Genomic DNA, 14,604 nt, shown 5'->3' with positions numbered 1-14,604 from the left:
TTACGCCGCGATGCGAAAGCGCCCGACCAGCGACTTGAGCGCCTGCGCCTGCTCGTCGAGCGCATTCGCCGCGGCGGCCGCCTGTTCGACGAGCGCCGCGTTCTGCTGGGTGCCGGAATCCATCTGCATCACCGCGCGGCCGATCTCGTCGATCCCGGCGCTCTGCTCGTCCGACGCCGCGGAGATTTCGCCGATGATGTCGGTCACGCGCTTGACCGCCCGCACCACGTCGTCCATCGTGCGGCCTGCATCGTGCGCGAGCGCCGCGCCGTTCGCGACGCGCTCGACCGACGCGCCGATCAGCCCACGGATCTCCTTCGCCGCGCTTGCCGCGCGCTGCGCGAGCAGTCGCACCTCGCCCGCGACCACCGAAAAACCGCGCCCCTGCTCGCCCGCGCGCGCCGCCTCGACCGCCGCGTTCAACGCGAGGATGTTGGTCTGGAAGGCAATCCCCTCGATCGTGCCGATGATGTCGCGGATGTTCTTCGCGCTGTCGTCGATCTCGCTCATCGTCGCGACCACGCGCCCGACGACTTCGCCGCCGGCCTCCGCGACCGCCGATGCATTGGCCGCCAGCGCGCTCGCCTGGCGCGCGTTTTCGGCGTTCTGCCGCACGGTCGACGTGAGCTCCTCCATGCTGGCCGCGGTGCGCTCGAGCGCGACGGCCTGCTGCTCGGTGCGCCGCGACAGGTCGAGATTGCCGGTCGAGATCTCGCCGGACGCAGCCGCGATCGCCTCGGCGCTCACGGCGATCTCGCCGACGGTCGCCGCGAGCCCGGTCTGCATGTCGGACAGCGCACGTACCATGCTGTCGCGGTCGTGCCGGCCCAGCGGGATCGGCCGCGTGAGGTCGCCGCGCGCGATGTCGGCGGCGATCGCCTTCGCATCGGCGGGCTCGCCGCCGAGCTGCGACGCGAGGCGGCGCACGACCCGTTCGGCGATCACGATCGCCAGCACGAACAGCGCGGCCGTCATCGCCGCGATCATCGCGAACGACGACGAGAAGATCGTTGCGGACGCATCGAGCGTCGCCTTCGACTTCGCGCCGCGCGTCTTCACGAGCATGGCGACGAGCTTCTCGAGCTTGGCGGTCTCGACCAGCAGCGACACGTCCTGCGTGCCGACCTGCCAGTTCATCTGCGACAGGTCGAGCGGCTGCGCCTGCACGAGCGCGACGAAATCGCGCAGATGGCCGCTCCACGTGCCGACCGCCATCGAGAACGCGCGCAGTCGCGCGGAATCGTCCGCATCGGCCGGATCCGCGTAATGCTGCAGCGTCGCGAGCGCCTGGCCGATCGACGCGAGCCCGGCGCGAACCTCGGCGCCCAGGTCGTCGCGCTCCTTCGCGGTGGTCGCGGTCAGCAGCATCTTCTGCGCGCGGCTCGCACGCAGCACCTCGGCGCGCACTTCCTCCGCCGCGCGGCTCGCGACGTGCCCCTGCTCGTAGACCGACGCGATCGACGCGTTCAACCGGCTGATCTGCCACAGCGAAAACACGCCGATCGCGAGCGTGCCGGCCAGCAGGATCGCGAACGCCGCGCGCAACGTCGCCTTGACCGTCCAGGGCCGGCGTTCGCGCCGGACTGCGCGCGGACGTCGTGCGGCGGCGGGCCTGGCGGCTGCACCGGATGCGCTGGTGGCCGCACCCGGCCGTGGATGCAATGATGCTGCTTTCATCGATATATCCCCGTGTTGATCCCACCGCCGGACAGGTCGGGTCCGGCGGTCACCGTGATGCCCGCCCGGCTCGTGGCCGGTGCGGTGCGCGGCGCGCCTCTGTTGCCGTTGCGTCGTTCTACGGCCGCTCTCGCCATTCCTTGAGTCCGGACAAACACCGAGCCGAGCCCGGCGTGCCCGCGCTCACGGCAGACGCGCTGCCTGCGTTATACCCGGCCAAAAAAGGGTGGAATGGCCGATCAGCCGGCCCCGCGGCTGGCGGCGATGTCCGAATCGCGATAAAAGTTGGCCGGACATTCTCGATACGCCACATTACACTTCTTTGACGCAACAACGATTCGAACGCGCCGATCCCCATCAGAGCGCGTCCCGTCACCTCAACTCGCTCAGCTCACATGGAAACCAGCCTCGATACGGGTGCCGGCAACGCCGCCGCAGCCCAGCCGTCTGCTCCGCCCGCCGCGCGCACCGTCTACCCGGTGCTCGGCGCGATCAGCTTCTCGCACATGCTCAACGACATGATCCAGTCGTTGATCCTCGCGATCTATCCGATGCTCAAGAGCCAGTTCGCGCTGTCGTTCGCGCAGATCGGCCTGATCACGCTGACCTACCAGATCACCGCATCGCTGCTGCAGCCGCTCATCGGGCTCTATACGGACAAGCGGCCGAAGCCCTATTCGCTGCCGGTCGGGATGGGCTTCACGCTCGCGGGGCTGCTGCTGATGTCGGCCGCGCAGACCTTCCCGACGCTGCTGGTGGCGGCGGCCCTGGTCGGCTGCGGCTCGTCGGTGTTCCATCCGGAATCGTCGCGGGTCGCGCGAATGGCGTCGGGCGGCCAGCACGGGCTCGCGCAGTCGCTGTTCCAGGTCGGCGGGAATGCCGGCTCGGCGCTCGGGCCGCTGCTCGCCGCGCTGGTGATCATCCCGCACGGCCAGCACAGCATCGCGTGGTTCTCGGCGGCCGCGCTCGTCGCGATGGTCGTGCTCACGCAGATCGGCCACTGGTACAAGAAGCATCCGTCGATGAAGAAGAAGGCCGCGGCGGCCGGCCATCCGACGCTGTCGCCGCGCCGCGTGCTCGCCGCGATCGGCGTGCTGGTGCTGCTGCTGTTCTCGAAGTACTTCTACCTCGCGAGCATCAACAGCTATTTCACGTTCTATCTGATCGACAAGTTCCACCTGTCGGTGCAGGCCGCGCAGATCCACCTGTTCGTGTTCCTCGCGGCCGTGGCGGCCGGCACACTGATCGGCGGGCCGGTCGGCGACCGGATCGGCCGCAAGTACGTGATCTGGGTGTCGATCCTCGGCGTCGCGCCGTTCACGCTGCTGCTGCCGTACGCGAATCTGTTCTGGACGAGCGTGCTGAGCGTGATCATCGGCATCGTGCTGGCGTCGGCGTTCGCCGCGATCCTCGTCTATGCGACGGAGCTGATGCCCGGCAAGGTCGGGATGGTCGCGGGCCTGTTCTTCGGCTTCGCGTTCGGCCTGGGCGGCGTGGGTGCCGCCGTGCTCGGCCAGCTCGCGGACGCGACGAGCGTCACGTTCGTCTACAAGGTGTGCTCGTTCCTGCCGCTGATCGGCGTGCTGACGGTGTTCCTGCCGAACCTCGAAAGCGCGCGTCGCAAGAAGGCGTGACGGGGCGGCCGCGGCATGCGTGCCGCGGCTGGTGGCTCAATAAACGTTGCGAAGTGTGTCGCCAAAGGGCTATCGGCGCGGGGACTTTCGCGTCCCACGATCGAGAATTCGAGCGCCCAGCAGGACCAGCGCCAACGCGATCACGAAGCTGACGCCGAGCATGGTACTGATCAGGATGTCACCCTGGCCGTGAACACCGAGCATGTCGAACACGCTGAACAGCGGTTCGAACGCTCGCCAACCGGCGCCGCTTTGAAACCATTCATCCAGAGGTGAATTCGCCAGGCCGAGATAGACCGGGATCGTCAAAGCGATCGCGGCAAGCAGACGCAGAAGCGCTTTCATTGGACGACCACTCGACCGTAGTACTTCATCCCGGTGCCTGGAATCGTGCCGACGGCCTGCGACTTGAGGAACTTGCGAAGCGCATCGAACTGGGTTTTGTTCGGCAGTGTGATGCAGCCTTCGCTGATGCCCCAGTATCCGACGGGATGCAACCGGAAGTGGCCACGCCGAATGCCGTTGAGCGACGTCCAGTCGTCGATCACGCCATCGTTGCGATACAACGCGAACCAATCCGCGCGATGAGTACCTGCAAGCAGATCGGAGCGAAAGTCGTTCAACCACCCCATGCGTCCACCGCTCTGGCGATCCACGATGTAGTAAACACCGGCCGGCAACGGCCCGTCGTTGGGAACTGTTGTCGAATTCGGATCATTGACATATCGACCGTTGCCGCTGAATGCGGCGACTGCCCCAAAACCCGCACAATGCAGGACGGACGAGCGCTGACGGTTTAACGAGAAAGTACATTCCACAGGCATTCTGGCCCTCTCCGGATAGTTATTTTTTTGATGCGACCGCCTGCGACGTGCGATCGCCCCGACTGCCCCAACTTCCCCGGCAGCCGCGAGAGCTTAATCCATCATGGCCCGTTCGTCATTGCAGCGCCTAAGCACGACGCGCCTCCCTGCCTCCCTAAATGACTGCTGCCCCTCGCTCGGTCGCATGCAGCGTCAGGAACCGCTTGAGGATGCCGGTCGAATAGCTGCTCGCGATCGCCGACAGGAAGTGCGAGAACGACTGCGTCGCGTGGTCGTCGGCCGTATCGGAGATCGTGCGCACGAGGGCGAACGGCACGTCGTGTTCGGCGCACACCTGCGCGATCGCCGCGCCTTCCATCTCGACCGCAAGCGCGTCGGGCAACGCGTCGCGCAGCGCGACGACCTCGCGCTCGCTCGACACGAAGCGGTCGCCGCTGATGATCAGCCCGCCGTGCAGCGACGCGCCGGCCAGCCCGAAACGCTCGGCGAACCGCGCGCCCTCCTCGGCGACGAACAGCGTGCATGCGGCCTTCAGGCGGGCCGTCAGTTCCAGGTCGGTCGCGAACCGCGTGATGCCGAGCAGCGGCACCTCGTAGCGCGGAAACAGCGGCGACGCATCGAGGTCGTGCTGCAGCAGCGTATCGGCGACGACGACGTCGCCGACGCGCACCGTGCGCGACACACCGCCGGCGACCCCGGTGAACACGACGCCGGACACGCCGAATACATGGATCAGCGCACTGACCGTCGCGGCGGCCGCGACCTTGCCGACCCGCGCGAGCGTGACGACGCAGGCCGCGCCGTGCACGGTGCCGAGGTGGTAGTCGCGGCGGCCGAGCGTGATCGTCTTCATCACGCCCTCGGCGCGCATCGCGGCGATCAGGTCGCCGAGCTCCTCGGGCAGCGCAGCCAGAATGCCGAGCGGGCGCGTCGAAACCGTTCCAACCATGTCGATGCTCATCATTCCACCGCCTGCAGTTTCGCGACCGCCAGCGCGAGCCACTTCTCGCCGTGCCGCTTGAACTTCACCTGCGCCTTCGCATCGGCGCCGTTGCCTTCGAGCGCGGTGACCGTGCCTTCGCCGAACTTGGTATGAAACACCTGCTGGCCGACGCGAAAGCCCGTGTCGGCCGCGCGCTGCTTGTTCGCGAACGCCGGCAGCGGCGCGGAAACCGCCGCGTCGACGACCTGCTCGCGACTGCCGCCGCCCGGCCGCGAGAACCAGTCGCGCCCCCAGCCGGCGTTGTCCGAGCGGCCGCCCCAGCGCGCGCCCGCCTCGACCTTCGGCGTCAGCCACTTCAGCACGTGCTCCGGCAGTTCGTCGAAGAAGCGCGAGCGCACGTTGTAGCGCGTCTGGCCGTGCAGCATCCGGCTCTGCGCGAACGACAGGTAGAGCCGCTCCTTCGCGCGCGTGATCGCGACGTACATCAGCCGGCGCTCTTCCTCGAGGCCGTCCGATTCGAGCACGCTGTTCTCGTGCGGGAACAGCCCTTCCTCGAGGCCGGTGATGAACACGGCCGAGAATTCGAGGCCCTTCGCCGCGTGCACCGTCATCAGCTGCACGGCGTCCTGGCCGGCCTGCGCCTGATTGTCGCCGGCTTCGAGCGATGCATGCGACAGGAAGCCCGCGAGCGGCGTCATCGTGTCGGGGTTCTGCGCGGGGTCGTCGAGCGGCGCCGGATCGAGCACGTCGACCGACGGATCGTTCGCGTCCACGCCGAGCTCCGGCGCCGCGATCGCACCCGCGCGCAGCGGGATCGAGCGGGCCGGCGCGTCGAGCCCGTAGCCTTCCTCGCTGACGAACGCGGTGGCCGCGTTCACGAGTTCCTGCAAGTTCTCGAGGCGGTCCTGGCCTTCGCGCTCGCCCTGGTAGAAATCGGCGAGGCCGCTCGCGCGCACGACGTATTCGACCGTCTCGGGCAGGCTCATCTGCTGCGTCTCGGCGCGCATCTTCGCGATCAGCGTCGCGAACCCGCCGAGGCTCGTGCCGGCCTTGCCGGTCACGTACGGAATCGCGGCGGCCATCGAACAGTCGTACAGGCGCGCGGCATCCGCGAGCTGCTCGATCGAGCGCGCGCCGATCCCGCGCGTCGGGAAGTTCACGACGCGCACGAACGCAGTGTCGTCGTTCGGGTTGTCGATCAGGCGCAGGTATGCGAGCGCATGCTTCACTTCCTGGCGCTCGAAGAAGCGCAGGCCGCCGTACACGCGATACGGAATGCCCGAGGTCATCAACGTGTGCTCGATCGCGCGCGATTGCGCGTTGCTGCGATACAGGACCGCGACTTCGCTGCGCGACATCCCGGTATTGATCAGCGAGCGGATCTCCTCGATGATCCAGCCGGCTTCCTGAGCATCGGTGCTCGCCTCGTACACGCGCACCGGCTCGCCGTGGCCGGCGTCGGTGCGCAGGTTCTTGCCGAGGCGGTGCGCGTTGTTCGAGATCAGCTGGTTCGCCGCGTCGAGGATGTTGCCGTGCGACCGGTAGTTCTGCTCGAGCTTGATCAGGTTGCGCACGCGGAATTCGTCTTCGAAGTCGCGCATGTTGCCGACGTTCGCGCCGCGGAACGCGTAGATCGACTGGTCGTCGTCGCCGACCGCGAAGATCGCGTTCTCGCCGCCCGCGAGCATCTTGAGCCACGCATACTGCAGCTTGTTGGTGTCCTGGAACTCGTCGACGAGGATGTGCCTGAAGCGTGCCTGGTAGTGCGCGCGCAGCGGCGCGTTGTACGCAAGCAGCTCGTAGCAGCGCAGCAGCAGCTCGGGGAAGTCGACCACGCCCTCGCGCTGGCATTGCTGGTCGTACGCCTGGTACAGCTCGACGAACTTGCGGTTGAAGTTGTCGGTCGCGTCGACCTTGTCGGGACGCAGCCCCTGCTCCTTCGCGTTGTTGATGAAGTACTGGACATTCTTCGGCGGGTACTTCTCGTCGTCGACGTTCGCCGCCTTCATCAGCCGCTTGATCGCGGACAACTGATCGGCCGTGTCGAGGATCTGGAAGGTCTGCGGCAGGCCGGCGTCGCGCCAGTGGGTGCGCAGCATCCGGTTGCACAGCCCGTGGAACGTGCCGATCCACATCCCGCGCGTGTCGATCGGCATCATCGCGGACAGGCGCGCCATCATCTCGCGCGCGGCCTTGTTCGTGAAGGTGACGGCCAGCACGGTGGGCGGCGACGCATAGCCCTGCTGGATCAGCCACGCGATGCGGGTGATCAGCACGCGGGTCTTGCCGCTGCCCGCCCCCGCGAGGATCAGCGCCGGTTCGTTCGGCAACGTGACGGCGGCGTATTGTTCAGGGTTCAGATTGGCGAGCAGATCGGGCATGGAGCGGCAGCGGGCGTGCGAGAGAAATGCGGACCCGACATTATAAGTCGGCGGCGCGCTGCCGTTTCCGATCCGTTCGGCCTTGCGCCGCGAGCGCGTCGCGACGGGCCGGCGCGGACCCCGCAATGGCTGGCCGATGTGCATCCATTTATAATTGTCGGATTCGGCATCCAATTCACGCATTTTTCGGCAGATTTCCAACCATGAGCGACAGCACGCTTGCGAAGAGTTTCGAACCCCACACCATCGAGTCCCAATGGGGGCCGGAGTGGGAAAAACGCGGCTATGCCGCCCCGGCCTTCGACCCGGCGCGCCCCGATTTCGCGATCCAGCTGCCGCCGCCGAACGTCACCGGCACGCTGCACATGGGCCACGCGTTCAATCAGACGATCATGGACGGCCTCGCGCGCTACCACCGGATGCTCGGCGAGAACACGCTGTGGGTGCCCGGCACCGACCACGCGGGGATCGCGACCCAGATCGTCGTCGAGCGCCAGCTCGATGCGCAAGGCGTGTCGCGCCATGACCTCGGCCGCGAGAAGTTCGTCGAGCGCGTGTGGGAGTGGAAGCAGCAGTCCGGCTCGACGATCACCGGCCAGGTGCGCCGCCTCGGCGCGTCGACCGACTGGTCGCGTGAATATTTCACGATGGACGACAAGATGTCGGCCGCCGTGCGCGACGTGTTCGTCACGCTCTTCGAACAGGGCCTGATCTACCGCGGCAAGCGCCTCGTAAACTGGGATCCGGTGCTGCTCACCGCGGTGTCGGATCTCGAGGTCGCGAGCGAAGAGGAAAACGGCCACCTGTGGCACATCCGCTACCCGCTCGTCGACGGTTCGGGCTCGCTGACCGTCGCGACGACGCGTCCCGAGACGATGCTCGGCGACGTCGCGCTGATGGTCCACCCGGAAGACGAGCGCTACGCGCACCTGATCGGCAAGCTGGTCACGCTGCCGCTGACGGGCCGCGAGATCCCGGTGATCGCCGACGACTACGTCGACCGCGAGTTCGGCACGGGCGTCGTGAAGGTCACGCCCGCGCACGACTTCAACGACTATCAGGTCGGCCTGCGCCACAACCTCGCGCCGATCGAGATCCTGACGCTCGACGCGAAGATCAACGACAACGGCCCCGAGCAGTATCGCGGCCTCGACCGCTTCGACGCACGCAAGGCAATCGTCGCCGACCTCGACGCGCAGGGCTTCCTCGACTCCGTGAAGCCGCACAAGCTGATGGTGCCGCGCGGCGACCGCACGGGCGTCGTGATCGAGCCGATGCTGACCGACCAGTGGTTCGTCGCGATGACGAAGGCGGCGCCGGAAGGCACGTTCAACCCGGGCAAGTCGATCACCGAAACGTCGCTCGAAGTCGTGCGCAACGGCCAGATCAAGTTCGTGCCGGAAAACTGGACGACCACCTACTACCAGTGGCTCGAGAACATCCAGGACTGGTGCATCTCGCGCCAGCTGTGGTGGGGTCACCAGATTCCCGCGTGGTACGGCGAGAACGGCGAGGTGTTCGTCGCGCGCAACGAGGAAGAAGCGCGCGCGCAGGCCGCCGCGAAGGGCTATGCCGGCGCGCTCAAGCGCGACGAGGACGTGCTCGACACGTGGTTCTCGTCGGCGCTCGTGCCGTTCTCGTCGCTCGGCTGGCCGAACGAAACGCCTGAACTGGAGCACTTCCTACCGTCGTCGGTGCTCGTCACGGGCTTCGACATCATCTTCTTCTGGGTCGCCCGGATGGTGATGATGACCACGCACTTCACCGGCAAGGTGCCGTTCCACACCGTCTATGTGCACGGCCTCGTGCGCGACGCGGAAGGCCAGAAGATGTCGAAGAGCAAGGGCAACACGCTCGACCCGATCGACATCGTCGACGGCATCGACCTCGAAACGCTGGTCGCGAAGCGCACGACGGGCCTGATGAACCCGAAGCAGGCCGCCACCATCGAGAAGAAGACGCGCAAGGAATTCCCGGACGGCATCGCCGCGTTCGGCACCGATGCGCTGCGCTTCACGATGGCGTCGATGGCAACGCTCGGCCGCAACGTGAACTTCGACCTCGCGCGCTGCGAAGGCTATCGCAACTTCTGCAACAAGCTGTGGAACGCGACGCGCTTCGTGCTGATGAACTGCGAAGGCCACGATTGCGGCAACGACAAGCCGGAAGTGTGCGGCGCGGGCGACTGCGGCCCCGGCGGCTACCTCGATTTCTCGGCGGCCGACCGCTGGATCGTGTCGCTCCTGCAGCGCACCGAGGCCGACATCGCGAAGGGCTTCGCCGATTACCGCTTCGACAACATCGCGACCAGCATCTACAAGTTCGTGTGGGACGAGTACTGCGACTGGTACCTCGAGCTCGCGAAGGTGCAGATCCAGAACGGCACGCCGGAACAGCAGCGCGCGACGCGCCGCACGCTGCTGCGCGTGCTCGAGACGGTGCTGCGCCTCGCGCACCCGATCATCCCGTTCATCACCGAAGCGCTCTGGCAGAAGGTCGCGCCGCTCGCCGGCCGTTATCCGCAAGGCAAGGCCGAGGGCGAGGCATCGCTGATGACGCAGGCGTATCCGGTCGCGAACCTGCAGAAGATCGACGAGGCGTCCGAGCAATGGGCGGCCGACCTGAAGGCGATCGTCGACGCGTGCCGCAACCTGCGCGGCGAGATGAACCTGTCGCCGGCGACCAAGGTGCCGCTGCTCGCGGCCGGCGACGCCGAGCGCCTGCGCTCGTTCGCGCCGTACGTGCAGGCCCTCGCCCGCCTGTCGGAAGTCCAGATCCTCGCGGACGAAGCGACGCTCGACAAGGAAGCGCACGGCGCGCCGATCGCGATCGTGGGCCCGAACAAGCTGGTGCTGAAGGTGGAGATCGACGTCGCGGCCGAACGCGAGCGCCTGTCGAAGGAAATCGCGCGCCTGACGGGCGAGATCGCGAAGTGCAACGCGAAGCTCGGCAACGAGGCATTCGTCGCGAAAGCGCCGCCGGCCGTGGTCGAGCAGGAACAAAAGCGCGTCGCCGAGTTCGGTAGTACGCTGGAAAAACTGCGTGCCCAGCTCGATCGGTTGCCTGCGTAACAAACGGTAAGGTCGTTTGCGTTCACTATAATCGGAACGTGAACATAGACCGTCTGACAAGTCGATTACAGGAATAAAGGTTCGATCATGTTGAAAGTCAACAAGGCGGTATTCCCGGTTGCCGGTCTCGGCACGCGGTTCCTCCCTGCAACGAAGGCGAGCCCGAAGGAAATGCTGCCGGTCGTCGACAAGCCGCTGATCCAGTACGCGGTCGAGGAAGCGATCGCCGCGGGCATCACCGAGATGATCTTCGTGACCGGGCGCAGCAAGCGCGCAATCGAGGACCACTTCGACAAGTCGTACGAGGTCGAGGCCGAACTCGAGGCGCGCGGCAAGGCAAAGCTGCTCGAGCTCGTGCGCAGCATCAAGCCGAGCCACGTCGACTGCTTCTACGTGCGCCAGCCGGAAGCGCTCGGCCTCGGCCATGCGGTGCTGTGCGCGGAAAAGCTCGTGGCCGACAACCCGTTCGCGGTGATCCTCGCCGACGACCTGCTCGACGGCAACCCGCCGGTGATGAAGCAGATGGTCGACGTGTTCGACCACTATCACAGCTCGGTGATCGGCGTGGAAGAGATTCCGCCGTCGGAGACGAAGTCGTACGGGATCGTCGACGGCAAGGAGTGGGAAGAGTCGATCGTCAAGATGTCGGCGATCGTCGAGAAGCCCGCGCCGGAAGTCGCACCGTCGAACCTCGGCGTGGTCGGCCGCTACATCCTGAAGCCGCGCATTTTCGAACACCTGCGCGCGCTGAAGCCGGGCGCGGGCGGCGAGCTGCAGCTCACCGACGCCGTCCAGTCGCTGCTCGCGAACGAACAGGTGCTCGCGTATAATTACTACGGCACGCGCTACGACTGCGGCAGCAAGCTCGGCTACCTGAAGGCGACGGTCGAATTCGCGCTGCGCCACCCGGAAGTCGGCACCGAGTTCGACGCGTACCTGCGCACGCGCGGCAACGCGCATCCGGCCGCCTGAACGCGGCCCGGGCCGGCCTCGCCTTTCCGGCGGGCCCGCCCTCACCTCACGGCCGGCGCGTCAGCGCGCGGCGGCCGGCTTCACCGAGACGACGCCCGGCATTGCGCCCGCGTCGTCTTTTTTCGTCTTCACGAGCCAGCCGTCACCCTGCTCGAACGGCAGCTTCGCGAGCGCGCTCCGCACGAGCGTCGGCGCGGCCTGCTGCGTGCCCGCATCGCGATCGCGCAGCGACGCCGACACGCGATAGACATCCGCGCCGGAGGTTGCGTCGACGAAACGCAGCGTCAGCACGTGGCGGTACACCGTGCCCGCGAACGGCAGCGCGAACGGCGCCGGCCCGTCGACGGTCACGCACGCGCTGCTCGCGGCGCCGCACTGGTCGGCCGTCGCCGCGACGGACGCCGGCTGCGTCGCATACGCGATCGAAAGCCGGTAGCGCGCATCCTTGCCGGCTTGCGCGTCGAAGCCGCGCTGCGCGAGCGCGTCGCGCACGAGCGTCTCGATCCGCCGGTAGTCGGCATCGTCGGCCTGAGCGGCCGTGCGGACGACATCGTAGCCGTGCGCACCGGACGCGAACGCATTCGGCTGCCCGAGCGCGCTCACGCCGGTCGTGACGCCGGCGCAACCCGTCAACAGCGACGCCGCCAATGCGGTCGCTGCCCATTCCTTTCTCATGACTTCCCCCAAATGCCTGCCGTCGTGCCCGGCCCTGTCAGGCGGACGGCTCGTCGATCGCGGGCAGCGACACCGTCACCGCGGTGCCGACACCCACTTCGCTGTCGACCGTCACGCTGCCGCCGTGGCGCGTGACGACCGTCTTCACGAATGCCATGCCGAGCCCCGAACCCGAGATTTCGGGCCGCTCGCCGGCATGGAACCGCTTGAAACGCTCGAACAGATGCCGCTGATCTTCCGGCGCGATGCCGTACCCCTGATCGCGAATCGTACAGAACATCCGCCTCGATGCGTGCTCGATCGTCAGCGTACACGTGATCACCGTGTCGGACGGACTGTATTTGACCGCGTTGTTCAGCACGTTGACGAACGCGCGCGTGATCAGCGAGCGGTCGGCGCGCGTCCAGCCCATGTCGGTGCCGACATCGGTATCGATGCGGATGCGCTTGGCCTGCGCCTGCGGCCAGACTTCGTCGCTCGCATCGATCAGCACGTCGACGAGGCTCGTCGGCTCGAGCTGGTACGCCTGCGACTCCGCGCGCGCCAGTTGCACGAACTCGTCGGCGAGCGACAGCGCACGATGCGCATACCGCTCGATCCGCGCGAGCAGCCGGCGCGTCGCGTCGGTCTCGACGCGTTCGCGCTCGATCTCGACGAGCGCGAGGATCGACGACTGCGGCGAGCGCATGTCGTGCGACAGCAGGTGCAGCGCCTCCTCGCGCTGCCGCTCGGCCGCATGCAGCTCGGTCACGTCGACGAGGCCGGCGATCCAGCCCGTCACGTGGCCCTGCGCGTTCGTACATGCCGCGTAGCGTAGCAGATGGTCGAGCCCGTCGCGGTCGCGCACCTCGATGCCGCGCGCCATCGCGTCGTGCTCGGCCTCGAGCGTCGGGTCGAGCGCGGCCGGCCAGTGTTCGCGGATCGCGACGTCGTGTTCGACGTTGCCGTCAACCGTCTTCATGAAGGTCAGCTCGCCGAGCGCGGCGCGCAGCGGCCGCCCTTCCGGCAACGGCAGCGCGAGCCGCGACCCGTAGCGCTTCGCCGCGTGGTTCGCGATCAGCACGGTGCCGGCCAGGTCGGTGACGAAGATCGGCTCCGGCATGCTGTCGAGGCTGTCCCACACGAAGCGCTTCATGTCCTGCACGCGCTGCGCGGCCTGCGCCATCAGCGCCATCTGCCGTTCGAGCACGTCGCCGCCGACGCTGCGCGTGCGCGGCGCCTCGGGCAGCAGGTGCGGCTCGTCGGCGAGCCGCTGCAGCTCGCGGCGCAGGTATGACATCGTCATTTCGAGGCGCCGCCAGTTCCAGATCGGGTACACGGCGATCAGCCCGAAGATCGCGGGCGCGGGCGACAACCACACGCGCGCCTCGAACAACAGCGCGACGCTCGCGACGACGGCCGCCGCGGCCAGGCTCAGCGTGAGCAGCAGGCCGCGCCACGGCGACAACATCAGGAAACCGGCCAGCAGCACCGCGAGCGGCAGCAGCGACGCGGCGAACAGCCCCGCGCGCGACACGGGCAGGATCGCGCTGCCGGTCGTCAGCATGTCGAGCACGTTCGCGTGGATGTATACGCCGGCGAGCGGGCCGAACTCGCCCGACACCGGTGTCGCGAAGCGGTCGTAGAGGCCCGACGCGGTCACCCCGACAACGACGATCTTGCCGCGCAGCGCATCGGGTTTCACGCGCCCTTCGAGCACGTCGTCGAACGACAGCGTCGGATACGCGGGCGTGTTGCGGCTGAACGGAATCAGGTAGCGGCCCTCGCCTGTCACGTCGCGCGACAGGTCGTGCGCATGCGCGCCGGGCACGCCGCCGACCGGATGCAGCCGGCCGGCCTCGAGCGCGCGGTAGACGGGCACCATCAGTTGCGGCCAGCGCACGCGGCCGTCGCTTTCGAACAGCGCGACGCTGCGCACGATGCCGTCGGGATCGACTTCGAGATTGATGTGGCCGAGCCCCGTCGCGCGGGCCGCCAGCTCCGCCACCGGCGGATCGACGGTGCGCGTGCCGTCCGCCTGCTCCGGGCTCAGCAGCACGGCGAGGAACGTCGGCACACGGGCCATCGCGTCCGCGAACGGACGATCCTCGGGCGACTGCTCGGTAAACAGCACGTCGTAGACGACGGCGGCCGGCTGCGCACGCGCCAGCGTGTCGAGCAACCGCGCATGCACGCTGCGCGGCCACGGCCAGCGGCCGAGCGCGGATACGCTCTGGTTGTCGATGTCGACGACGACGACGTCGGGCGACAGCGGCAGGCTGCGCAGCATCAGCAGCCGGTCGTAGATCAGCCCGTCGACGCTCGACGACAGCCGGCCGAGCGCGCACGCGAGGATCACCGCGATCCCGAGGCAGCCGATCGCGATCCACTCGATCAGGAAGCGGCGGCCGAGGCGCCGCCGCGGGGAAACGGAGTCGGTTTTCATCT

The 14,604-nt window shown here is 67.6% G+C and carries 10 protein-coding genes; 3 read left to right on the top strand and 7 right to left on the bottom strand.

Going from position 1 to position 14,604, the window contains the following annotated elements; genetic code table 11:
* Positions 1-1,677: a methyl-accepting chemotaxis protein gene (locus tag ACP26O_RS07250; protein ID WP_175663839.1), complete on the bottom strand. Its 1,677-nt coding sequence runs from the start codon at positions 1,675-1,677 to the stop codon at positions 1-3.
* 395 nt (positions 1,678-2,072) lie between these two features.
* Here ACP26O_RS07250 and ACP26O_RS07245 point away from each other — a divergent pair, with 395 nt between their 5' ends.
* Complete coding sequence (locus tag ACP26O_RS07245; protein ID WP_175663840.1) at positions 2,073-3,311, top strand: MFS transporter; 1,239 nt, start codon at positions 2,073-2,075, stop codon at positions 3,309-3,311.
* 69 nt (positions 3,312-3,380) lie between these two features.
* Here the strand turns inward: ACP26O_RS07245 and ACP26O_RS07240 are convergent, their stop codons facing one another.
* The 4 genes from ACP26O_RS07240 to ACP26O_RS07225 form a co-directional block, all read right to left on the bottom strand.
* Positions 3,381-3,656 (bottom strand): hypothetical protein, encoded by a 276-nt coding sequence (locus ACP26O_RS07240; protein ID WP_011656643.1) that lies wholly within the window; start codon positions 3,654-3,656, stop codon positions 3,381-3,383.
* On the bottom strand, positions 3,653-4,135 hold the full coding sequence (locus tag ACP26O_RS07235; protein WP_011656642.1) for a DUF2778 domain-containing protein: 483 nt from the start codon (positions 4,133-4,135) through the stop codon (positions 3,653-3,655). The genes ACP26O_RS07240 and ACP26O_RS07235 overlap by 4 nt, the downstream gene beginning before the upstream one ends.
* 154 nt (positions 4,136-4,289) lie before the next feature.
* Positions 4,290-5,099, bottom strand: coding sequence for a 5'-methylthioadenosine/adenosylhomocysteine nucleosidase (locus tag ACP26O_RS07230; protein WP_041491153.1), 810 nt, complete (start codon positions 5,097-5,099; stop codon positions 4,290-4,292).
* On the bottom strand, positions 5,096-7,459 hold the full coding sequence (locus ACP26O_RS07225) for a UvrD-helicase domain-containing protein (protein ID WP_175663841.1): 2,364 nt from the start codon (positions 7,457-7,459) through the stop codon (positions 5,096-5,098). The genes ACP26O_RS07230 and ACP26O_RS07225 overlap by 4 nt, the downstream gene beginning before the upstream one ends.
* 203 nt (positions 7,460-7,662) lie before the next feature.
* On the opposite strand from ACP26O_RS07225, the gene ACP26O_RS07220 reads away from it, so the two are divergent.
* Together ACP26O_RS07220 and galU are read left to right on the top strand one after the other, a co-directional pair.
* Positions 7,663-10,530 (top strand): valine--tRNA ligase, encoded by a 2,868-nt coding sequence (locus ACP26O_RS07220; RefSeq protein ID WP_175663842.1) that lies wholly within the window; start codon positions 7,663-7,665, stop codon positions 10,528-10,530.
* An 87-nt stretch (positions 10,531-10,617) separates the two neighbouring features.
* A complete protein-coding gene (galU, locus tag ACP26O_RS07215) occupies positions 10,618-11,502 on the top strand; it encodes a UTP--glucose-1-phosphate uridylyltransferase GalU (RefSeq protein WP_426356318.1) in 885 nt (294 codons plus the stop codon).
* 60 nt (positions 11,503-11,562) lie between these two features.
* Here galU and ACP26O_RS07210 read toward each other — a convergent pair whose 3' ends face one another.
* Together ACP26O_RS07210 and ACP26O_RS07205 are read right to left on the bottom strand one after the other, a co-directional pair.
* Positions 11,563-12,177, bottom strand: a complete 615-nt coding sequence (locus ACP26O_RS07210) for a DUF4136 domain-containing protein (RefSeq protein WP_175663843.1) — start codon at positions 12,175-12,177, stop codon at positions 11,563-11,565.
* A 37-nt stretch (positions 12,178-12,214) separates the two neighbouring features.
* Complete coding sequence (locus ACP26O_RS07205) at positions 12,215-14,602, bottom strand: CHASE2 domain-containing protein (RefSeq protein ID WP_175663844.1); 2,388 nt, start codon at positions 14,600-14,602, stop codon at positions 12,215-12,217.
* Positions 14,603-14,604: the final 2 nt, after the last annotated feature.

This window comes from Burkholderia sp. R-40, from assembly GCF_049942845.1.
Lineage (GTDB): Bacteria > Pseudomonadota > Gammaproteobacteria > Burkholderiales > Burkholderiaceae > Burkholderia > Burkholderia ambifaria.
The sequence above is the reverse complement of the archived record's forward strand: the minus strand, read 5'-3'. Positions and strand labels throughout refer to the sequence as shown.